General features: G+C 58.2%; 17 protein-coding genes and 1 pseudogene. 10 read left to right on the top strand and 8 right to left on the bottom strand.

Translation table 11 applies throughout. The annotated features are described in order from the left end of the window. Positions 1–242 precede the first annotated feature (242 nt). A complete protein-coding gene (locus JOD69_RS11640; RefSeq protein WP_086134817.1) occupies positions 243–1,442 on the bottom strand; it encodes a transglycosylase SLT domain-containing protein in 1,200 nt (399 codons plus the stop codon). Positions 1,443–1,566: 124 nt separating this feature from the next. Beyond that, positions 1,567–2,610, bottom strand: a complete 1,044-nt coding sequence (gene pyrC / locus JOD69_RS11635; protein WP_086134816.1) for a dihydroorotase — start codon at positions 2,608–2,610, stop codon at positions 1,567–1,569. A gap of 315 nt (positions 2,611–2,925) precedes the next feature. Between pyrC and parC the strand changes: the two genes are divergently transcribed. Continuing rightward, positions 2,926–5,160 carry a DNA topoisomerase IV subunit A gene (parC, locus tag JOD69_RS11630; RefSeq protein ID WP_210023950.1) on the top strand — a complete coding sequence of 745 codons (2,235 nt, stop codon included), beginning with the start codon at positions 2,926–2,928 and terminating at the stop codon, positions 5,158–5,160. 248 nt (positions 5,161–5,408) lie between these two features. On the opposite strand, the gene lysM is transcribed toward parC, so the two are convergent. Continuing rightward, complete coding sequence (gene lysM / locus JOD69_RS11625; RefSeq protein WP_077729576.1) at positions 5,409–5,870, bottom strand: peptidoglycan-binding protein LysM; 462 nt, start codon at positions 5,868–5,870, stop codon at positions 5,409–5,411. A 101-nt stretch (positions 5,871–5,971) separates the two neighbouring features. Here lysM and JOD69_RS11620 point away from each other — a divergent pair, with 101 nt between their 5' ends. The 6 genes and pseudogenes from JOD69_RS11620 (at position 5,972) to JOD69_RS11595 (ending at position 14,113) form a co-directional block, all read left to right on the top strand. After that, complete coding sequence (locus JOD69_RS11620) at positions 5,972–7,690, top strand: autotransporter assembly complex family protein (protein WP_086134813.1); 1,719 nt, start codon at positions 5,972–5,974, stop codon at positions 7,688–7,690. Further along, entirely contained in the window at positions 7,687–11,136 is a 3,450-nt protein-coding gene (locus JOD69_RS11615) for a translocation/assembly module TamB domain-containing protein (RefSeq protein WP_086134812.1), read from the top strand. The genes JOD69_RS11620 and JOD69_RS11615 overlap by 4 nt, the downstream gene beginning before the upstream one ends. Positions 11,137–11,340: 204 nt before the next feature. Next, the gene (locus tag JOD69_RS11610; RefSeq protein WP_086134811.1) at positions 11,341–12,501 is read left to right on the top strand and encodes a hypothetical protein; all 1,161 of its coding nucleotides are present in this window, start codon (positions 11,341–11,343) and stop codon (positions 12,499–12,501) included. A gap of 549 nt (positions 12,502–13,050) precedes the next feature. Further along, positions 13,051–13,158, top strand: a pseudogene (locus JOD69_RS24665) (DUF2934 domain-containing protein); the annotation flags it as partial. Positions 13,159–13,399: 241 nt separating this feature from the next. Beyond that, positions 13,400–13,729 (top strand): DUF2288 domain-containing protein, encoded by a 330-nt coding sequence (locus JOD69_RS11600; protein WP_208110007.1) that lies wholly within the window; start codon positions 13,400–13,402, stop codon positions 13,727–13,729. Between the two features lie 195 nt (positions 13,730–13,924). Then, positions 13,925–14,113: a hypothetical protein gene (locus tag JOD69_RS11595; protein ID WP_077729570.1), complete on the top strand. Its 189-nt coding sequence runs from the start codon at positions 13,925–13,927 to the stop codon at positions 14,111–14,113. Between the two features lie 8 nt (positions 14,114–14,121). On the opposite strand, the gene JOD69_RS11590 is transcribed toward JOD69_RS11595, so the two are convergent. Both JOD69_RS11590 and htpG read right to left on the bottom strand, forming a co-directional pair. Then, entirely contained in the window at positions 14,122–14,502 is a 381-nt protein-coding gene (locus JOD69_RS11590) for a DUF423 domain-containing protein (RefSeq protein WP_205781107.1), read from the bottom strand. 327 nt (positions 14,503–14,829) lie between these two features. Next, the gene (gene htpG / locus JOD69_RS11585; RefSeq protein WP_086134809.1) at positions 14,830–16,731 is read right to left on the bottom strand and encodes a molecular chaperone HtpG; all 1,902 of its coding nucleotides are present in this window, start codon (positions 16,729–16,731) and stop codon (positions 14,830–14,832) included. Positions 16,732–17,073: 342 nt separating this feature from the next. Here htpG and motA point away from each other — a divergent pair, with 342 nt between their 5' ends. Genes motA through JOD69_RS11570 form a run of 3 tightly spaced genes read left to right on the top strand, consistent with a single transcriptional unit; the run spans position 17,074 to position 19,656 of the window. Then, positions 17,074–17,928: a flagellar motor stator protein MotA gene (gene motA, locus JOD69_RS11580; protein WP_086134808.1), complete on the top strand. Its 855-nt coding sequence runs from the start codon at positions 17,074–17,076 to the stop codon at positions 17,926–17,928. Between the two features lie 21 nt (positions 17,929–17,949). Further along, the gene (motB, locus tag JOD69_RS11575) at positions 17,950–18,894 is read left to right on the top strand and encodes a flagellar motor protein MotB (protein ID WP_086134807.1); all 945 of its coding nucleotides are present in this window, start codon (positions 17,950–17,952) and stop codon (positions 18,892–18,894) included. 12 nt (positions 18,895–18,906) lie between these two features. Then, entirely contained in the window at positions 18,907–19,656 is a 750-nt protein-coding gene (locus JOD69_RS11570) for a class I SAM-dependent methyltransferase (protein WP_086134806.1), read from the top strand. 26 nt (positions 19,657–19,682) lie between these two features. Here the strand turns inward: JOD69_RS11570 and JOD69_RS11565 are convergent, their stop codons facing one another. The 3 genes from JOD69_RS11565 to JOD69_RS11555 form a co-directional block, all read right to left on the bottom strand. Continuing rightward, the gene (locus JOD69_RS11565) at positions 19,683–20,702 is read right to left on the bottom strand and encodes an FAD-dependent oxidoreductase (protein ID WP_086134805.1); all 1,020 of its coding nucleotides are present in this window, start codon (positions 20,700–20,702) and stop codon (positions 19,683–19,685) included. 71 nt (positions 20,703–20,773) lie between these two features. Beyond that, entirely contained in the window at positions 20,774–21,490 is a 717-nt protein-coding gene (locus tag JOD69_RS11560; protein WP_086134804.1) for a DUF2459 domain-containing protein, read from the bottom strand. 65 nt (positions 21,491–21,555) lie between these two features. Continuing rightward, complete coding sequence (locus tag JOD69_RS11555) at positions 21,556–22,572, bottom strand: tryptophan--tRNA ligase (RefSeq protein WP_086134803.1); 1,017 nt, start codon at positions 22,570–22,572, stop codon at positions 21,556–21,558. Positions 22,573–22,638 lie beyond the last annotated feature (66 nt).

Raw genomic sequence — 22,638 nt, 5'->3', positions numbered from 1 at the left:
ACGGTGTCCTCGCTCTCCCGCACGATCCCCGCGATCTCCAGCGCTTTGAGACCCCGCTCGGCCGAGAGCAAGACCATCTGGGCACGAGTTCGGAGCCGTGGGTCCTTGGTCTTTCGATACAGGGTGTCTAACTCACTCTGTTGCGCTTTGCCCAACGGGGGGATCAGGATGGCTTTCATGCCACCAGTGTACGCCCTTTCCGCAGAACTTTATGGGATGTACTTAGCCGGTTTCGCCACTTTTTAGGCTGCTTTGTCCTTGCCGATGCTTATTTTCGGCGAGAATCCCTGATTCAAGCCGGGTATGCCGACGCTCTGGATGTGCATGGCGTTGCTGCCTTCCTCATAACGCGGGAGCCGCCCTTCGGTGTGCCACAATCGATAAGCCAGGGCGGCCGTCAAAACCCGGATCGGATAATCGCGCGGAAGGTTTTGCAGATAGGGCTGGATCGTCACGAAGTCGCGCGCGCCGTACTGCGTCATGATCGAGCGCAAACCGCCGTTGGCCGGCCCGATATTGTAGGCGAGAAGACCGAGGAACAAATCGCCGCGCATCTCCGCCAGATAAAGACGCAGGGTCGCCGCGGCTACGAAGGTATTGTGGCGCTGGTTGAGCATGTCCAGATGGTCGACATCCAGATGTTTCTTGACGACGCTGACCGCCGACTTCGGGGCAGCGGTGATCTGGAAGAGTCCGCGGCCTCCGTCTTTGCTGTCCCGCGGATAGAATGACGATTCCGTAGCGCCGATGCCGACCATGACTTCGGGGTCGACATCGAAGGCCTTGGCAGCTTCGTGGATCGTCGGCAGATAGATTTTGGCTCGCTCGATGATGCGCTGCATTTGAGTCAGATCGGAACGCCGATAGGCGGCAAACACCTGATGCGCAATCGTGTTCCGCTCGGCCTCCTGCATGCCGCCGACCAGGCTGCGAAGCTTGCCGAGATCGCGGCCGAATTCTTCCTGGGCGGCGAACCAGCCGGCTGCGACGGCGACGAAAACCGCCAGGATCGCAGGCAGAATCATGCCTTTGAGCACCAGCTTGGCGCGCATGCCCAGCCAGAGGCGCAACAGCACCGCATTTGCGATCCCTACGGCGAGTACCATTGCGGCGAACGGAAGCAGATTGGACCATAATCCGGTTCCGGCAAACCAATCCACCGAGCGTCCGAATACCGCGATGATTCCGATGAGGGCGGACGCAGCCAATGCCAGGATTTCGGTGCCGATAACGGCGACCCATCGCCACGGGTTCAGTTTTGCCGCGGGCTCGGCGCCTTTCTTGGCCTGTGTCCGTTTCTTTTTCGGCTTGGCCGCGTTATTGGATCGCCGCTTTTTGGGAGGGGATGAGGCAGGAGGGACCAAGTCCAGCTCGCCTTGTACGGGCTTGAGTGGCTTGCTCGGCGCCGCCAGGAATGAATCGGAGGACGAAGCAGGAGGCATCGAAGATTTCTCTTTGGAGATCGACTTGGGACCGGACACGAATCACCTGTTAGTGGAAGTTCCGAATTCCGTCCATGGACTGCCTCGATTCCAGCAATGGAGTGTCTGACGCGTGATTTATCGTTTATCGTAGCCGCTCGACAACACGCCAGCCTATCGTCTCGCCCGCCCTGAGCGGCACCAGGGTATCGTCACCGAATGGGATGGCCTCGGGCATCTTCCACTCGGATTTCTCGATCGCGATTTTTGCCTGATTGCGCGGCAGACGGTAAAAATCCGGGCCGTTGAAGCTCGCAAACGCTTCGAGCTTGTCCAGGGCACCGGCGGATTCGAAAACCGTCGCATAGAGCTCGAGCGCCCCGCGGGCGGTATAACACCCGGCACAGCCGCAGACCGATTCCTTTTGACTGCGTGGATGAGGCGCGCTGTCGGTTCCCAGGAAAAAATTTGGGTTGCCGCTGGTTGCCGCCTCGACCAAGGCCAGGCGATGAGTTTCGCGTTTCAATACCGGCAGGCAGTAAAAATGGGGACGAACGCCTCCGGCCAGCAGGGCGTTGCGATTATAAAGCAGATGATGGGCGGTAATGGTAGCCGCGATGTTCGGCCCGCCGTCCCGCACGAATTGGACGCCGTCCCGTGTGGTGACGTGCTCCAGAACGATGCGGAGCGCCGGAAATCGGCTTGCGATGGCGGTCAGATGCCTGTCGATGAACGCTTTTTCGCGGTCGAAGATATCGACCTCGGCATCCGTCACTTCGCCATGCACCAGCAAGGGCACATCGTATCGCTCCATGGCTTCGAACACCGGATAGATCTTTTCGAGGGTGGCGACCCCGGCTTCCGAATGCGTCGTCGCGCCGGCGGGATAAAGTTTCAGCGCCACGATCTCGGGTTCCTCGGCAACCCGCCGAATTTCCTCGGGCGAGGTTCCCTCGGTGAGATAGAGCGTCATCAGCGGATCGAATTCGAGCCCGGCGGGCAAGGCGTCCAGAATGCGGCGGCGGTAGGCGAGGGCGTCCGCCACGGTGGTGACCGGCGGCTTCAGATTGGGCATGATGACGGCTCGGCTGAATTGCCGTGCGCTGTCCGGCAGCACGTCGCGCATGGCGGCGCCGTCGCGGAGGTGCAAATGCCAGTCGTCAGGGCAGGTGATGGTCAGTCGTTGCATGGATGGCAGTGGATGTTTAAAGACGCAATCTTACAAGATTCGGCGCTGCCGTGGTTTGACGGGCAGCACAAACCCACGATGTGCCGGTTCCCGAGCTCCGGTTTGGGAACCGGGTTTTGCAAGCTCCTGCTTGCCGTATTTCGCGAAGCCGGAGCTTCCAAGGCAGCGTTCCCAATCCGGAGATTGGGAACGAGCATAACCGCGATAAGGCAGGCGGCTGCGAAAGGACTTAAAATGATCAGCTAACACAGAGGCGGAGATGCAACCGCCCAGGCTCTTCTGTTTATCAATCGCTCACTCTCTACCGAAAAAACCGTGAATTCCGTTTCCCACGAACGCATACCATTGAAAGATTTCACCGAGAAGGCGTACCTGGATTATTCCATGTACGTCATTCTCGACCGTGCCTTGCCCAATATCGCCGACGGACTCAAGCCGGTGCAAAGACGCATCGTCTACGCCATGTCCGAGCTGGGTTTATCGGCCCAGGCCAAATATAAAAAATCCGCCCGCACGGTCGGCGACGTATTGGGTAAATACCATCCCCACGGGGATTCGGCCTGTTACGAGGCCATGGTGTTGATGGCCCAGCCGTTTTCGTACCGCTATCCCTTGATCGACGGACAGGGGAACTGGGGCTCGCCGGACGATCCCAAATCCTTCGCAGCCATGCGCTATACCGAGGCGCGCCTGACGCCGTACGCGCAGACCCTGTTGTCGGAGCTGGAGCAGGGTACGGTCGACTGGTTGCCGAACTTCGACGGCACCCTCGACGAACCGGCCCTGCTGCCGGCGCGCTTGCCGAACGTGCTGCTGAATGGCTCGACCGGCATCGCGGTAGGCATGGCGACGGATATTCCGCCGCATAACCTGCGCGAGGTGGTCGGAGCCTGCATTCGTTTGTTGGACGACCCCCGGCTCAGCGTCGAAGAGCTATGCGACTCGATCAAGGGGCCGGATTTCACGACTGAAGCCGAGATCATCACCCCGCGCCAAGATATCGTCCGCATGTACCAGACCGGGAACGGTTCGATCCGCTTGCGGGCGCGGTGGGAGCTGGAAGAAGGGAATATCGTCGTCACCGCTTTGCCTCACCAGGTGTCCGGCAACGCGATCATGGAACAGATCGCCGCCCAGATGCAGGCGAAGAAGCTCCCCATGGTGGAAGATCTCCGCGACGAATCCGATCACGAAAACCCGACCCGGCTGGTCATCATGCCGCGCGGGCGGCGCATCGACGCGGATCAACTGATGTCGCATCTGTTCGCGACCACCGATCTGGAGAAGACCTACCGGGTCAATCTCAACATGATCGGGCTGAACGGCAAGCCGCAGGTCAAGAATCTTCAGGAAATCCTGCTGGAATGGCTGAGCTACCGCACCGAGACCGTGCGCCGGCGGCTTCAGTACCGGCTGGACAAGGTCATCGCGCGTTTGCACATCCTCGAAGGCTTGCTGATCGCCTACCTCAATATCGACGAGGTGATCGCGATCATCCGGAACGAAGACGAACCTAAGCCCGTGCTGATGGAGCGTTTCGGGCTGAGCGACGTGCAGGCCGAGGCCATTCTGGAACTGAAGCTGCGTCATCTGGCCAAGCTCGAGGAAATCAAGATTCGCGGCGAACAGGACGAGCTGGAAAAGGAACGGGCCAGCCTCGAAGCCACGCTGGGTTCACAGAAGAAGCTAAACGCTTTGATCAAGAACGAGCTGAAACAGGACGCCGAAAAATACGGCGATGCGCGCCGTTCCCCCATCGTCGCTCGCCAGGCGTCCCAAGCCCTGGACATTACCGTGGTGATCGGCAGCGAGCCGGTCACGCTCATTCTTTCCGAAAAAGGCTGGATTCGCGCCGCCAAAGGGCATGATATCGATCCGACCACGCTCGCTTTCCGGTCCGGCGACAGCTTTCTCTCTGCCGCGCTCGGGCGCAGCAACCAGCCGGCCTATTTCCTCGATTCAACGGGCCGAAGTTACGCCGTGCCGGCCCATGAGTTCCCATCCGCCCGCTCCCAGGGAGAACCCCTGACCGGACGGCTCAACCCGCCGCCGGGTGCGCTGTTCAAGGCAGTGCTGGCAGGTGCGGACGACGGCTGGTATCTGTTCGCGACCGACAGCGGCTATGGTTTCATTACCCAGCTCAAGGAGCTCCACACCAAGAACCGGGCGGGCAAAGCCCTGCTGACGGTACCGGAACATGCGAAGGTCCTGACGCCGGTACTGGTCGGTCAACCCGAGTCCGATCTGGTGGCGATCGCCACCGCGCAAGGCCGGTTTCTGGTATTCCCCATCAGCGAGATCCCGGTCCTCAACAAGGGCAAAGGCAATAAGCTGATCCAGATTCAACCGGCGGATCTGGCCGCGCGGCAGGATTACGTAGTAGCCATGACTGCCGTGCCCCCCGACGCCGGTCTGAAGGTTCACTGCGGCAAGCGTAGCCTGAGCGTGACGGCCAAGGATCTGGCCCATTACCAAGGATCGCGCGCGCGGCGCGGAAATCCGCTGCCGAAAGGCTTTCAGCGGGTGGAGCAACTGACGCTCCTAGTCTGAGGGACGTGGCCGGAAACAAGGTTCCGATTGGCGCTCCTGGTGTAGGGTGGGTTAGGCGCGCATGACCACGAACGATGCCGTGATCGCAGGACTCTCTGCGCGCCGTAACCCACCGACACCGCGGCCTTGTCCGGTGGGTTACGGCACGCGGAAACTCCGCTGGAACTTTGTGGATTCCGTGCGATGCGTGCCTAACCCACCCCACAATCGGTTTCGAGGAGAACGAGGCGTTATCGGTCGCCAGCTCTCTAATGCTCGGTCGGAATCCGTATCTTCTGCCCCGGAAAGATCAGGTCGGGGTTCTTGATGACCTCGCGGTTCGCTTCGAAAATCTTCGAATACTTGTTGGGATCCTTGTAGAACTGCTGCGCGATTTTGGAAAGGGTGTCGCCGGACTGGATGACGTAGTACTGCGTGTCGCCGTAGGTCTCCGCCGCCTGGGGGCTAGCTACGCCTGCCGGCAGCTTGACGCCTTCCACCTTCACCGCTTCGACGCCCTTGATGTTGCCGGCCATCAGTGCGGCTTTCTGCAAAGCCTCCGCCGAGTCCGCCTCGCCGGAGAGATAGGCGACGGAATCACGGTAATCCACCTTCAGGTTCTTGATGCCGGGATTGTTTTCGTTGATGTGCTCTTCTATTTTTCGGGCGGCCTGGCCTTCCTCGCTGAAGAGCCGATGTCCGATGTCCTTTGCAAAATCGAAAAGTCCCATGATTGTTACTCCTTTGCTTTTCCGTGTTTGTAGCCTCTGCGATCATTAGACCATCTGTGCTGCGAGTTTATTCGGCGCAAACGGGATTACGGGGAACAGGGGTGCGGTGGATCTTATTGCTCAGTTGCTTGCTATGTTTCGCATCCGCATGGAGCGCCGAACAGGTTGCGATCAGAATCGAGGGGCTCGACGAGAGGCTGGAAAGAAACGTCCGTGCGCTGCTGACCATCGCCCAGGCGGAAAGCATGAGCGACCCGCACAGGATTCGCATCGCTCACGAGCGCGCGCCGGACGAGATCCGAAGAGCGCTGGAACCGTTCGGGTACTACCGCCCGAAAATCGACGCGGCGTTGACGCGCGAAGGGCCGGGCTGGCTGGCGGTCTACCGAATCGATCCGGGAGATCCGATCAAGCTGAGCGAAGTGGATGTCCGCTTGACGGGCGAAGGTCTCGAACTGCGGGAATTCAAAACCTTGATTGCACGCTTTCCGCTGAAGGAGGGTGATGTTCTCGACCATACCCGTTACGAAAAGGGAAAGGAGGCGTTCTCGGAAGCCGCGACCGAGTTCGGGTTTTTCGACGCCAGCTTCAGCCGTGCTGAAATTTTGGTGCATCTTTCGGATTACCGATCCGAGATCCATCTGCATTTCGATACCGGCAAACGTTACCGCTTCGGCGAAGTCTCATTCTCGGAAACGCCGCTCAAGCCGTCGCTGCTCGAACGTTTCGTGAATTTCCACGCGGGCGAACCTTTTCGTTCTTCGACCCTGACCAGGCTTCAGAAAAACCTGCTCGACAGCAGTTATTTCAGCAAGGCCGACGTCATCCCGCACCCCGAGCAGGCGGATGCTCGACAGGTCCCGGTTTCGGTTTCATTGGCAATGCAGCCGAAAAACCGGTTTCAGGCCGGTGCCGGATACGGCACGGACACCGGCCCGCGCTTAACCCTGGGCTATCGCAATCGTTACCTGAATCGCCATGGACATAGCTTCTACGCCGACCTGCGGCTGTCGCTCATCCGTACCGAACTCGACGCGCTATACGCCATTCCCTTGAAGCGTCCGGAAAAGGATCAGCTCGGCTTTGCCGCGCAAATCGGCACCGAGGATACCCTGGCCGGTACAGCCGAAGTCGCACGCATCGGCATCAGGCATTCGACCGCCCGTTGGGGTTTGCGGGAAGTATTGTCGCTGGATCTGCAGCGCGAGCGTTTCGATGTGGGCGAGGGTCCGCAGACTGCGGTTTTGTTGCTTCCGAGCCTGGGTTATACCTGGTTGAGCTCGGAAAACGTGCTGAATCCCGAGCGCGGGGCGCGTATCGACCTGATCGGGAACGGAGCTTCGAAAGACCTGCTATCCGATGTTTCGTTTTTCAAGCTGCGGCTCAACGCCAAGGGGATCTACAGCCTGGGGGAGCGCAACCGGCTGATCGCGCGCGCCCAGCTCGGCTATATCGCGACCGACGAATTCAGCGAGCTGCCGCTCACGCAACGCTTTTATGCCGGCGGCGACAGGTCCGTGCGCGGTTATCGTCTGAACGAGATCAGCGCGAGGAATGCGGACGGGGACCGCATAGGCGGGCGCTACCTGACCGTCGGCAGCATCGAATACGAGCGGACGCTGTTCGGCCCTTGGGGCGTGGCCGTCTTTTACGATGTCGGACGTGCCGCCAATCATTTCGACGAACCGTTCAGTCATGGTGTCGGCCTGGGAGCCCGCTGGCGTTCGCCCATAGGTCCGGTTCGGCTCGATTTCGCCGTGCCCCTGTCGAGGGCGGAGGACTCGTTTCAGGTGCATCTGATTCTGGGTCCCGATTTATGAAGCGCCTGACGGCAGCCGTACTGGTCGTATTTCTTGTTCTCGCCGCCGTCGGCTACGCGCTGCTCTCGACCGAGATCGGCCTAACATGGCTGGTTCGCGGCGTGGAGCGTGGGGTCGGCGGTTTGAAAATCGGCCCTGCCTCAGGCTCGGTGCTGGGCGGATTTTCGCTTAAGGATCTGAGTTACCGGGATGAGCGATTGAGCATAGACCTCCGGGAACTCGAGATCGAATGGCGACCGAGGGCCTTGCTGCACCGAAGATTGCATCTCGACACGGTTCGCTTGAGGGATGTCCGAGTCGTGCAGATCGCCGAAGCCGCGCCGGAGCCGAAAGCCCCCCGGTTGCCCGATTTACGTCTGCCGCTGGATATAGCGATCGACGAGATCGAGATTCGCGATGCAAGCTGGCAGTCGTCCGAATCGGCGGAGCCGATCCGTCTGGAACGGATCGATGCGGGTCTGAAACTTCGCGAAGGCCGCATGATGGTCGAACGGCTCAGCGTAAAAACGCCCGAGGTCAGCGCGTCGCTCGGCGGAACCATCGCTCCCGGCGAAGAACGACCTATCGACCTCGATACCGCATGGACCGTGGAGCTGCCGGACCGGCCGAAAATCGCCGGAACCGGAAGGATTACAGGAGACCTGGAGCGGATTTCGACGGTCCAGCGGATTACGGCTCCGACGGCAATGCGCGTGACGGCGGAGGTCTTGATCCGAGAAAATTCCCTCGCTTGGAATGCCGAGGTCGATCTTCCCGAATTTCCGTTGGACCGGCTCGATCGGGACTGGAAGGCGTGGCCGTTCTCCGCACAGTTGAAAGGCGAGGGCACCAGCCGCACAGCCAAGGTTTCCGGAGATTTCGCGTTGACCGTGCCGGACGTGGGCCAAGCGCGAGGGCGCTTGGACCTGAGCTACCGGGACCCCGGCGAACTTGCGCTCGAAGCGCTCATCCTGAGGCTCCCCGAGACCGGAACGGAGATCGCTATCTCGGGGCAGGTTCGCGGTCTTCAGGAAACACCGGAAATCGATCTGGAGGCCCGATGGAAGAACCTGCTCTGGCCGCCGCAAGCGGATGGCGCATGGCGGAGTCCCGAAGGAAGGTTGACCGTTGCCGGAACCCGCTCGGATGTCCGGGTCGAACTTGACGGGCTGATAAGGGATCAGCGGGTTCAGGCGAAAGGAAACATCGGATTTCCGGAAGACGCCGTCGTGTTCCGGGATTTTCGCGTGAACAGCGTGTCCACGGCCCTGGTGGTGGACGGCGCTTGGGGGCCGCAGTTGAATCTCCGCTGGACACTGAGGTCCGACGATTTGGGAATCTGGCTGCCGGGCGCCAAAGGCCGGATGACGAGCAGCGGAAAGCTGGAAGGAGCCCGATCGGCGCCTGCCGTCGAAGCGGAGCTCAATGCCGCCGGCTTGAAATACCAGGAGTACGGCGCACGGGATTTGAGCCTGACGCTCAATGCGGGCGCCGCGCCCAATGCGCCGTTGACCTTCGATCTACAAGGGAATTCGGTCCGCTTCGACACCTATACCATGGATATCGGACTTTCCGGACGCGGCAGCCGGGAAAGACATGAATTGACCGGACGGATCGACAGCCCGCCCTATGCGCTAGCCTTCGAAGCGGAAGGCGGGTTGCGCGAAGATGCCTGGAGCGGCGTACTGAGCAGGTTCGATCTCAAGGAACCTCGATCGGGTTCCTGGACCCTGCGCGAGCCCGCAAGATTGAAGCTCGGGCGAACCCGAAGCGAGATCGAGGAAATCTGTTTGACCAACCGGGACGCACGCTGGTGTTTCGAAGGAGAGATCGCCGAAGGCGGCGAATGGTGGGCCGCCGCCCGCGTGTCGGGTGTTCCCTTAAAGCTATTCGGGGCTGAATTGCCGGAGCCGATGCCTATCTCGGGCATGCTGGAAGGCAGCGCCGTACTTCGCGGCAAAGACGATCTGATAGATCAAGGCATTCTGGATCTCGATGCGGAAGGCTTAGCGTTCGATCTTACCGTCAACGAGTCGAAGAAGGTTCGGATAAGACCGGAAACGGCATCGATATACGCGGATCTTTCCGGCCAAATATTGACGATGCAAGTCGGAATACGTCAGGCGGGACTCCTGGACATCCAAGGGGCGCTGGAGAGCCGGGGAACCTTCCGATTGGCCGAGCTTCAGGATCTGCCGGTGTCGGGACGTCTGACCGCCGATTTGGAAACCTTGGCGGTGTTCGAACCTTGGCTGGAGCAAATCGAAGGCTTGAGCGGCTCGTTCCGGGCGGATTTAGGGATCGAAGGCACAGCGAGAGCGCCTTTGTTGGATCTCGAGGCCAGCGTGCCGGATGCCGGTTTTCGCGTACCTCAGTTGGGCATCGGTATCGAACATCTGACGCTGCGGGCGAATTCGGTAGACCGACGACAAATCCGGCTCGAAGGGAGCGCGATGTCGGGTGGCGGAACCGTACGGATGAGCGGCCTCTGGCGGCTTGACGGTACGGCGGGCTGGCCCTTGACCTTGAATCTGGACGGAACCCGGTTTTTCGGCGTCGATACGCCGGAAGCCAAGGTCTACTTGTCGCCGGATATCAACATCATGACCGAACGGCAGCGGATCGATGTGCGGGGACGGGTAGATGTTCCGGAAGCGTTTATCAACGTTCCCAGGAAGGAACAGGCCGTGACCCCGTCCGAGGACGTCGTGCTGGTCAACGGCGAACCGGGCGAGGAGGAAACAGAGTTTCGACTGCATAGCGACGTTCAAGTCGTCCTCGGCGACAAGATTCAAGTAAAGGCCGCCGGCTTCCAAGGCGAAATCGGCGGCAGGGTAAGAATCGTTCAGGAGCCGAACGAAGAGGCGCGCGGAACCGGGCAGATCGTGGTTCAGGACGGTACCTATTCCTTCTATGGGGTTGACTTGACCATAGACGACGGGCGTTTGATTTTCACGGACACGCCGGTGGACAACCCCGGATTGGACGTTACCGTCACCCGCAGGCTGGACCAGGTAGTGGCCGGTGTGCGGGTACTCGGCTCGCTCAAGAACCCCAACGTTTCCTTGTACTCCATACCGCCGTTGCCCGAAGCGGACATTCTCGCCTACCTGATCGCCGGAAAACCCATGGACTTTGCGCCGCGCGAGGAAGGCGACAGGCTGAGAAATGCCGCTTCTTCCCTGGGCGGAGCGGCCGGAAGTCTGCTCGCGAGAGAAATCAGCAGCCGGTTCGGACTGGGGGGACTATTGGACGAGATCGGAGTCGGAACACCGAACGGCACCGAAACCACATCGCTATTCTTGGGGAAATACCTAACGCCGCGGCTTTACCTGCAATACGGTCTCGGCATATTCCAGTCGAGCAACGTGTTCAAGCTGCGCTATAAGCTCAATGAGCATTGGCGGCTTCAATCGGAGACCGGAGAGCAGAGCGGGGCGGACATTCTTTTCGAATGGGAGAGATAACGCTCCGGAGTCATCGACTCGTCGACGAGCGATATCGGATTTCTTGCGTCGCATCGGCCAATGCGTCGAAAGGGGACAAGCTTGCCGTTGGCGCAATCGGTTCGCTAGCATTCCTTTCCATGAACCCCGGTAGCGGTAGGGTTATTTAAAGAATAAGCTTGTCATCGGTATTGCATCGAAACGCTCAGGAATTCTGTTTCAATCATGAACGCGCTGTTGTCGTTTATCCAAAAACTGCTCATCGGATTGTTCGTACTAGGCCTTGCGGTGCTGGTACTGGTCGCGCTGATTCGTTACCAGGGCGATGAAGGTGAGGATCGAAAATCCTGGAAGCAGGCCAAAACCCAGAATACCATCGAGGGATACTTGGACTATCTGCGGGATTGCCAAGCGTGTCCACACGAGCAGGATGCGGAAAAAGCATTGGATCAGCTTCAGCGCCAGCGGGGATTGGTCGCCCGGCTCGAGCGCACGCACTTGCCGCCACGCGCCGGCATCGCCCTTCCCATTTTTTCGCCTGACGGACGGGACATTCTGGCGGTGGGCGGAACCAGCCTATATTTTTGGGATTCGACTACGGGACGGCGGTTGATCCGGGACAAGAACGGCTTTCAGACCCGCGGCGGTCGCTATTTGGAGGCTTTGGCATATTCTCCGGACGGCCTCCGGATCGCGGCCGGAATGTCCGGGCACGAAGGCGGGTATCTCGTGTTGTGGGATCAAAAAACAGGAGAGCTGCTGGCGGACTACGCCGTGGAGTGGTACGACGTGAAGTCCGTCGCATTTTCGCCGGACGGCAAATCCGTGGGGTGGATCGCCCGTGGACCGGCCGGAATCTGGGAACCGAGCAGCGGAAAATTCTTGCGCGCTACGCATGAGGGATCGGACGCTTTGGCGTTCGTTCGCAGGGACGACGGCAAGCCCCTTTTGGTCACTGCCTCGGGCAGGGAAGTTTGGTTTTGGGATGCGGCGTCCATGGAGATCGCCAAGCAATCCGAGCTCAATACCGACCGATCCCTTCTGGGTTTGAGTCAGGACGGTTTCTTGGTGGCGTTTCGCGAGGGGCCTGTTCTCGAACTCTGGGATACGCGATCAGGCACACTCATCGCCAGCTTGGGAGATCATGACAGCGAGATTGCGGGTTTCTGCCGCGAAAGCCGGAAAGGCTGGATAGCGGTGGGTACGAAAAGCGGCAATCTATACCTTTGGGATATTGCGGAGGCCAAAAAGCTGGGAAGTGTGCTCGCACACGAGGGTTCCATCGAGCAGATCGCATGCTCGAGGCAGGGCAAGGTGGTAACCGTCGGTTGGGATGCCGCCAAGGTGTGGGATCTCGAGAAGCTGCGCCATGCGAGCCAGGAGTAAAGGGTAGTCCGGCTGTCCTCCTGCGAGCGGAAGCCCACGACGGCGAATCGTAGCAATCTAATCCGGCAGGATACGAACTCTTACGTATTCTCCACACGAAACCACGACGGTTAAATACACCCACTCGAACGACAGCCGTAGGCTGGCAAAACCTCCGAAGGATGACGTCGAGTTCGGAACCGGAACGTTCCAATAAGGACCGCAATACGGCTTAGAAGCAGAGGGATTTTTGCCGAAGGACAGGACGTTCTTGACGGATCCGGGATGTTCCGTAGGAGATTGAGACAATTCTTAATCCAACCGGGATGGTTGCAATGGATTTGAATTGATCCTATGTGACCGGACAATCCGAGTTCGGCTGGGATGCAATTTCGAACAGGGAGGTTCTCGTTTCCCTTCTGTCTTTAAGGAAAAAGAAATTAGAAATTAGGAGGTTCTCTTGCTATGGCTAGGAAAGCGCTGAAAGCCGTGGATGACATGTCGGAAGATTTGATGTCGGATGCTCCGAGCAATCCGGTTCCATTTCCCGATGACGAGATAAACCAAAAGATTGCCGAAGCCGCGTATTACCGTGCTGAAAAGCGGGGCTTTGTTCCAGGTTACGAAGTCGAAGATTGGCTAGAGGCTGAAAAGGAAATCAGAGCGGGTTCCCTTTAAGCAGGTTTTTCGACTCTCTAGATTCGGTTTCCCCAGAAGGCAGAAATATCCCCCACCCAAATATACCGTTTCTGCCTTCTTCTTTTTTTATCCCCACCGCATGTGATGAGGATAAAAACAGGACTCTCTTTTATCCCTCCATTTCTGCGATCATAATCGAGCGATTCGACCGATAGGCGAAGCTTGGCGGCTGCCGGTTCAGTGAATTCGCGAGCGTTTCTCGATTCCAATCCTTTATTTGATGACTTTAAAAACAGCCAAAATGCACGATACCGAACTGCGCCAGAAACTTGCGGCGGAAACCGGACAAATCGGCTGGCAGGAGCTGGAGCGCCATTTCGCCAGAGGCGTCTTAATCGTTATTGGACCGGAATTGAACTTGGTCGAGGCTGCGGCAAAGATAGCCGAAGACGATAAAAGCGCTTTGCAAGAGTGGATCCAAAGAGGGCAGGTTGTGCGGGCGACCGACGATCACGCCAGGCGATGGGTCGATTCGAAGTGCACCTTTTGGGCCGTGGTCGTTGCGCCGTGGGTGTTGGTGCAAGAGAGTCGACCGCCCAAAGCGCACTAGAGTCCTTGGTCAGACTATCGATCTTATTAATCAGGCCCGTAAATACCCTCCTGGTATTTCGGGCCGCCGCCCAGGCCCGGTACACGCCCGGCCTGGGCTCACGCGGCTTGTCGCCGCGCCGGGGCATCCCTGCCCCGGATTAACCCGGCCTATATTTATAGGCCGGGTTAATAGTAAGCGTCTGGATCCGAGATTATGAGCACCAGAGCGAAATGCTTCATCACGCTGATAGGCTTGATGATATTGGATATTTTTCCGATACCGGTCGTCGGGCTGATCGGATTGTACGTCATTATCAACCGCCCGCGATGGTTCCTCGAAACGGTCAACCGATTGTACGACGAGCGAGGCAAAACCACCGTGAGCGCCGACGAGGAGATCTGAAGGGTCGGTTATTCCCGTTCGAGCCGCCAGGCTGAAAGCCCTAGCAGGAACCAGCCGGTGAGAAACGACAAGCCCCCGAAGGGGGTAATCCAGCCCAGCCAGCGAACTCCGGTGATACTCAAGACATAAAGGCTTCCGGAAAAAAGTACGATTCCTGCGAACATGAACCAGCCGGCCTTGACAAGAAGGCGCGTATCGGGGAGTTGTTTGGCCGTTATGCCGATCAAGGCAAGACCCAGCGCATGCCACATCTGATATTCCACGCCGGTGCGGTAAATCGCGAGGTGGTATTCGTCTAGAACCGCTCGTAATCCGTGAGCTCCGAATGCGCCCATGGCGACGCCGAGGAATCCGGCAGCAGCGCCGAGAAGAAGAAAGGTCCTGTGCACAATAACTCCAAGTACGGGTTTTAAAAGCGTTTTCCGGTTCGTCGGCAAGGGATTGCCGACCTACAAGAGCGTTGCGAGTAGGTCGGGAATCCTTTCCCGACGCAGCCGTTCGGCGATTCGCTGAGTCGGCAGAGGATCGCCGAACGGCTAAATCCATCGTCGCGGTCAGCGCCGCCTTATGGATTATTAATCAGGCCCGTCAATACCCTCCTGGTATTTCGGGCCGCCGCCCAGGCCCGGTACACGCCCGGCCTGGGCTCACGCGGCTTGTCGCCGCGCCGGGGCATCCCTGCCCCGGATTAACCCGGCCTATATTTATAGGCCGGGTTAATAGTGCATGACAGCTTGAAGCAAGCCGTTCAAGCGGCGGACGAAGGCGGCGGTATCGTCCAGCTGGCCGCCTTCGCTGAGGACCGCCTGGTCATAAAGAATATGGGTCAGATCGGCGAAGCGCGATTCGTCCGCCTCTTCCTTGAGCCTTGTCACTAGGGGGTGATCGGGATTGATCTCGAAAATCGGTTTGCTGACCGGTACGTCTTGCCCGGCCGATTTCATGATGCGTTCCATGGTACGGCTTAACCCGTAGGTTTCGCTGACCAGGCAAGCCGGAGAGTCGGTCAGGCGAGCGCTGATTTTCACATCGCTGATCTTGTCGCCCAGCGTTTGCTTGATTTTGTCGATAACGGGCTGGAACGCCTTGCTGGCTTCTTCGGTATGCTTCTTGTCCGCTTCGTCGGCAAGGGTGCCCAGGTCCAGATCCCCCTTGGCCACCGATTGCAGATGCTTTCCTTCGAAATCGGTGAGATAGCTGACCAGCCAGTCGTCGACCCGATCGTGCAGCAGGAGTACTTCCAATCCCTTGCGACGGAAGATTTCCAGGTGCGGACTGTTTTTGGCCGCGGCGTAATTCTCGGCGGTAATATAGTAAATCTTGTCCTGCCCCTCCTTCATGCGGCCGACGTAATCCTCCAGGGAAACGTTCTGGACATCGGAATCGTTATGAGTGGAGGCGAAGCGCAGCAGTTTGGCGATGCGGTCGCGGTTCTTGAAGTCTTCGATTGGACCTTCCTTGATGACCTGGCCGAATTCCTTCCAGAAAGCTTGGTATTTTTCCCGCTCGTTCCTGGCCATGTCCTCCAACAGACCGAGAACCTTCTTGGCCGCGCCGGAGCGGATTTTTTCGAGCAGCGCGTTTTCCTGAAGAATTTCCCGCGAAACGTTCAAGGGGAGCGAATCGGAGTCGATCACGCCGCGGACGAAGCGGAGATAACGGGGCATCAGCTTCTCCGATCCTTCCATGATGAAAACCTTCCGCACGTAAAGCTTTACGCCGTGCTTCGCGTCGCGGTCCCACAGATCGAACGGCGCATGCGACGGAATGTAGAGCAGAAGGGTGTATTCGTTGGTGCCCTCCACGCGGCTGTGGAGGCGAGCCAGAGGCTCCTGAAAGTCGTGGGAAACGTGCTTGTAGAATTCGTTGTATTGCTCGTCCGAAATCTCATCCCTGTTCTTTGCCCATAAGGCGGAAGCGCTGTTGACGGTTTCCCACTCGTCCGCTGCCGGCTTTTCGTCTCCGTACGCTTCCTTCTTCATCAGGATCGGCAAGGAAATGTGATCGGAGAATTTGCGTATGATCGACCGGAGTTTCCAACCGTCCAGGAACTCGTCCTCGCCTTCGCGGAGGTGCAGCGTAATCTTCGTTCCGTGCTCGGGTTTTTCGATGGTTTCCAGCGTGTAATCGCCTTCGCCCTTGGATTCCCAGCGTACCCCTTGGGCCGCGTCCAGACCAGCCTTGCGGGTTTCCAGGGTGACTTTGTCGGCAACGATGAATGCGGAATAAAAGCCCACGCCGAACTGGCCGATGAGCTGGCTGTCCTTCGCCTCGTCCCCGGTCAGCGACTCGAAGAACTGGCGGGTGCCGGAGCGGGCGATGGTCCCGATGTTCTCGCGGACCTCGTCGCGGGTCATGCCGATGCCGTTGTCGGTAATGGTCAAAGTCCGGTTCGTTTTGTCGTGTTCGATCCGAATCTTCAGCTCGCTGTCGCCCTCGTACAGCGCATCGTTTCCCAGTGCCAGAAAGCGGAGCTTGTCGGCGGCGTCGGATCCGTTCGAGATGAGCTCGCGCAAGAAGATTTCCTTGTTGCTGTACAAGGAGTGAATCATCAGGTGCAGAAGCTGTTTTACCTCAGCTTCGAACCCCATGGTTACCTTGCTTTCTGCTACGGTCATGGCAGTGACTTTCCTCCGGAGGTTTAAGTGGATCGACTCTAGTAATCAGGCCCGTAAATACTCTCCTGGTATTTACGGGCCACCGCCAAGGCCGGTACACGCCCCGCCTTGGCTCACGCGGCTTGTCGCCGCGCCGGAACATCCCTGCCCTGGGTTAATAAGATGACGATGAGAATTTGGGGCGATCCTTCCCGTTTTCAAGTCTGTTTCGTTTTTTGAGACGAGCGCCACGTTTTTTCGTCTAGACTTTTTTCGAGCCTGCTGTGGCTCGGACAACCAGCACCAAACTTCGACCGGCTATCCGTGCCGCCCTTCAGTTAAGCATCTCCAAAGAGTTAACGCATGTTCGTCATTATCGGTTACATCATCGTCGTGGGCGCCATTCTGGGCGGTTTTTTGATGGCGGGAGGCCATATCGGCGTTCTTATTCAACCGAACGAGGTCATCATCATTTTCGGCGGCGCGCTCGGCGCATTCGTCGTGTCGAACAATCCCAAGGTCTTGAAAGCCGTTTTCGGCGCGTTGATGAGCTCCCTGAAGGGTTCCAAATACAACCAGGCGCTTTATCTTGAAACCTTGACGCTCTTGTATCGGATCTTCAACAAGATCCGTCAAAATGGGCTGTTGTCCGTCGAAGGGGATATCGAGACGCCGGATCAAAGCGAATTGTTCAAATCCGCGCCCAAGGTGCTGGCCGACCATCACGCGGTCGAGTTCATCACCGATTATTTGCGCTTGATGACGAGCGGCAGTTTGGACGTCCATCAAATCGACAATCTGATGGACATCGACATCGAAACCCATCACGAGGAAGGCCACCTGCCCATACAGGCGCTGCAGCGCCTCGCGGACGGCATGCCGGCGTTCGGCATCGTCGCCGCGGTCATGGGCGTGGTGCATACCATGGAGTCGGTGGGTTTGCCGCCGGCGGAACTCGGCAAGCTGATCGCCGCGGCACTGGTCGGCACATTTCTGGGTATTTTGGTTGCCTATGGTTTCATCAGTCCCCTGGCGGGTCTGTTGGAACAACGTTTGGCGGAATCGACGAAGTATTATCAAAGCATCAAAGCCGGGCTGATCGCCTCGATAAACGGTTACGCCCCATCCACCGCCGTGGAATTCGCCCGCAAAGCGATGTTTTCCGCGGAGCGTCCGGAATTCTCCGAATTGGAGAAGCATCTCAAAGAAAGCCGTTAACGAGCTTATCCGGATAAGACCATGGCCGATAATTCGAACCAAATCGTCATCAAGAAAATCAAGAAAGGCGGTCACGGCCATCATGGAGGAGCCTGGAAGCTGGCCTACGCCGATTTCGTCACCGCGATGATGGCGTTCTTTTTGCTGATGTGGCTTTTAGGTACGACCGAACCCGCTTTCAGGCAAGGCATCGCCGAGTATTTCAAGGATCCCTGGAAACCTTCCCGGCAAGGCGGTCCCAACACGGGCGATGCAACCAGCGTGATCAAGGGAGGAGGGGAGGACATCACTCAATCCGAGGGTCAAGTCAAACTGACCGACCAAGGGAAGGAAGATATCGTCGGAGAAGCCGCCGAATCGGAAAAGGAGATGGAACAACTCGAGGCGCTGAAGGAAAAGATCGAGCGGATGATCGAAACCAGCCCTTTGCTCACACAGTTCCAGAATCAATTGAAGATCGACATCACTCAGGAGGGACTACGTATCCAGATCATCGATTCGGAAGGCCGGCCCATGTTCAATTCGGCGAGCGCCAAAATGGAAGGCTATGCATCGGAGATACTTCGCCAAATCGCGCCGGTCATCAACGAGTTGCCGAACAAGATCAGCATCGCCGGACATACGGATGCAAAGCCGTTTCCGGGCAAAGGACAGGGTTATACGAATTGGGAATTATCCGCCGACCGTGCCAATTCCGCCCGCAAGGAGCTGATCAAGAGCGGCCTCAAGGAAGAAAAAATGATGCGGGTGGTGGGGCTCTCTTCGAGCGTTCCTTATGTCAGGGAAGACCCCTTGGCCGCCACCAATCGGCGCATTTCCATCATCGTGATGAACAAGCATACGGCCGAAGAAATCATTACCGGCGGTTCCGGGATAGATATATCTATGCAAAAGCCGCTGGACAAAGGGGCGATTACGGGCCAAGGCATGGTGCCGGCCGCCAACAAGGCCGCGTCCGCACTCTAGGGCACCATATTCATGGTCGAAGCGCTGCCGGTTTGGTTCAGGGCCGTCCTGAGCCAACTCTTGGCCATCTTAGGCACATTCCTGCTTCTAAAGAGCGGCGGCCTGTTCTGGGCGTCCCTCGAGTTCGCCGTGGCATTTGAAGGTCTTCTCGCCATGGCCTTCGGCTGGATGCTGAGACTTCCTTATTGGTGGCTGCCGATCCAGGCGCTGTTCGTTCCCGCAATCGCCGTCAGCTGGCGGCTGAATCTCCCGCCGGTCCTGTATTTGGCCGGTTTCGTCCTGATGTGGCTGGTTTTTCGCAGTAATCTTCGCGAGCGGGTTCCTTTTTATTTGACCGATCGCGAAACCTGGCTTGCCGTTTCCGAGTTGTTGCCGCGGAACGCCGCGTTCAAATTCATCGACCTCGGTTGCGGCTGGGGCGGCGGCCTGGCGGTTTTAGCCGGGCAATGCAAATCCGGCGAATTCCGGGGCGTCGAATCGGCGCCTCTGCCGGCCCTGCTCGGCCGGTTTCGATTGCGGAACGAAAAGAACTGCCGTATCCGTTTCGGCGATTTTTGGATCGAGGATCTCGGCCGTTTCGATGTGGTTTACGCCTTTCTATCGCCGGCACCCATGCCTCGCCTGTGGCGCAAGGCGCGGAAGGAAATGAAGCCGGGGTCGCTTTTCATCAGCAACACGTTCGAGGTACCGGGTGTCGAACCGGATCAGACCTTGATCCCGCGAGATGGCCGCTCCGGCAAGCTGTTGGTTTGGCGGATGTGACCTTCGGTTTCTCGACCCTTGCCCCATCAAAAAATATAAGGGTGCACTGCATTGAAACCGTGCACTTTGGCGCGCGGTTTGAAATCGGGCGGCTGCCATGGCTCGTTGGTTTGCCCGGCAAGAAAACGGGCCAGCCAGAAGGCTTGATGCCGTATCGGCATGATATAGGCGTACAAGCGGCCGTCCACGAATTCGGCGGCATCGCCTATGGCGTGGATGTCGGGGTCGTTGGTGCGCAGGAACTCATCGACCAATATGCCCCGATCGGCATTTAACCCGATGCGCCGCGCCAGTTCGGTTCGCGGCTTGAAACCGCAGGCGACGATGACGCCGTGGAAACCGCTAGCCGTTTCGTCCTGCAACTTCACCGCGTAAAGGCTGCCGATTTTTTCGAAGCCCTGGACCGAGGCATTCAAGCGAACCTCTATCCCGTGGCCCTGCAATACCTGCAACAGAGTTGCCGAATCTTCCTCGATCAACTGACGTTCCATGAGTCTTGCCAAGGCATGAAACAAGACCACCCGATCGCCCGCCTTGGCCAGATCGGAAGCGACTTCGCAGCCGATCAGCCCGCCACCGATCACCGCCCACAGGGGCTTTGCCGATGTCTCGACGATTTTTTCCCGATGCCGCCGGAGTTCGATCAAGTCGTCGAGGCTGTTGACGACAAAGAACAAATCGCGGCTCGTCTGAAACGGGGGCGGAATCAGCGCATCCGAGCCGGGCGCGAGCACCGCCTTGTCGTAATTCAGGGTAAATTCGCCCGAACTGTTCCGGCAGACAATGGTTTTGTCGTCGCGGTTGAGTGTCAATACGCTGGTTTCGCGATAGATCGCGATGCCGGCATCGTGCAGTGCATCGAACGGCTTCAGAATGATCTTGGTTTCGATGTCGTCCCTCGAAAAGCCGTGGGATAGCATAGGCCGCGAATAATAGCCGTGGCCTTCCTGAGTTACGACGGAAATTCGGCATTCCGGCGCGAGTTTCCGAAGTTCCTCCGCGAAAGTGATGCCCGCGATACCTGAACCAATGATGACGACGTGCATGGAGTTTCCTCGCGATAACCGGTAAGCGTGAAATATCAAAAAGAGCCTTGAAGCGATTCTTACGCCGATACTTAGCGACCTTCCGACTCCGGCCGAACGATCTTGCCGAACTCTCGCACCTGGGACAAGAGCCCCCGCGACGTGACCGCGAAAAACGGCACGACGGGCAGGCCCGCATCGCGCAGGATTCGCGCAACCCAGACATTGCAGGTATTGAACAGATGGAATTTGCCCTCGGCTGCGTAAAAGCGGCTGTCGGGATATAGACCCGGGCCGATGGCTTGCGCTCTGGCCGTATTCTCGCGGGCGTAGGTGTTGTGAATGGATACGATGAGTTGCCTGAGCTGCTGTTCCGACAAGGGGACCTCAACGATCTCGGCGGCGGGGAAATAAGCGGTCGGATGAACGGGGACTCCGACAACGTGCAGAACGCTGGCGGTGGGGGCCACGACGGCTTTGAACCCGTACCAGAGGTTGAAGCCGGCGGCCTGATAAAAATCGCGGTCTCCCCAGCCTACTTCGAGATACTCCGCTTTCGGAAAGTCTTGGCTTTCCGGCCACAACCCGGGCGGGATATCGGCTCGTTTGACGGCTAGGCCGGTGTGCCAGCCCAGATCGACCAAATAGATAGTGCGTTCGGCGCCGGCCTCTTCCATGGCCAGCGCCTCGTCCAGTCGGTTCGGCGCACAGCCGGCGAGCAGCGCCAGCAGGACCAGCAGCCGGAACAATCTTAATGGGCCGGCTGCCTCGAGATATCCTTTTGCCCAGTATTTGGGATCGTGCGACATGTCATTCCCGACGGTAAGGCGCGGGATAAGCGGCGGCGACGCCGCATCCGAACGGCGCGCAAAGGTCAGAGACTCAGGCTTCGGATTCCGATGCTGTGGCGGACCTTCCGTATCAGCGGGGCGCTGTAGCTTCGGGCCTTGCGGGCGCCGTCCTGCAATGCTTCCTCGATTTTGTCGGGTGCTTGTAGCAGTGCTTCATAACGTTCCCTCGCGGCTTTCAGATGATCGTCCAGATACTCGAACAAAATGTTTTTCATTTCTCCCCACGCAATGCCTTCCGCGTAGCGGCGCCTTATCGCCGTAGTCTCCTCCTTTGTCGCGAACGCCCTATAGATGCCGAACAGGGTGCAGGTGTCCGGATCTTTGGGTTCGCCCGGCAACAGAGAGTTGGTCTTGATCTTCATGATCAGCTTGCGCAGCTGTTTTTCGGGTGCGAACAGCGGGACGGTGTTGTCGTAGCTCTTGCTCATCTTACGCCCGTCCAATCCGCATAGCACAGCGGTATCCTCGCTGACGTCCGCTTCGGGAAGCACGAAATGCTCGCCGTAAATATGATTGAAGCGTCCGGCGATATCGCGTGCCATTTCGATATGCTGAACCTGATCCTTTCCGACGGGAACTTTATTGGCGTTGAAGATCAGAATATCGGCCGCCATCAGAATGGGATAATTGAACAATCCCATGGTGACGCCCTTATCGGGGTCGCTTTCGCCACTTTCTTCATTGGCTTGGACCGCGGCCTTATAGGCATGGGCGCGATTCATCAGTCCTTTTGCAGTGACGCAACTGAGTATCCAGGCCAGCTCCGTGATCTCGGGGACGTCCGACTGGCGGTAAAACACGGCGTTTTCCGTATCCAAACCCAAGGCCAGCCAGGTGGCGGCGATTTCCAGTGTCGATTGGCGGACGCGTTCCGGGTCCTGGCATTTGATCAAGGCATGGTAGTCCGCCAGAAAATAGAAAGGTAGGACGTTATGATCGCGGCTGGCTTCGATGGCAGGGCGTATGGCGCCCACGTAATTGCCGAGATGAGGTGTACCGGTCGTGGTTATTCCAGTTAGGACGATGGATTTCGTGCTCATAGGTTCAAGGTGTCGGATTACTGCGTCGTTCCAACAAGTTGTGTCGATTTAGGCGCGGCACTATGG

The sequence above is a fragment of the Methylocaldum sp. RMAD-M genome, assembly GCF_017832375.1.
Lineage (GTDB): Bacteria > Pseudomonadota > Gammaproteobacteria > Methylococcales > Methylococcaceae > Methylocaldum.
This window is presented reverse-complemented; position numbering and strand designations above follow the sequence as displayed.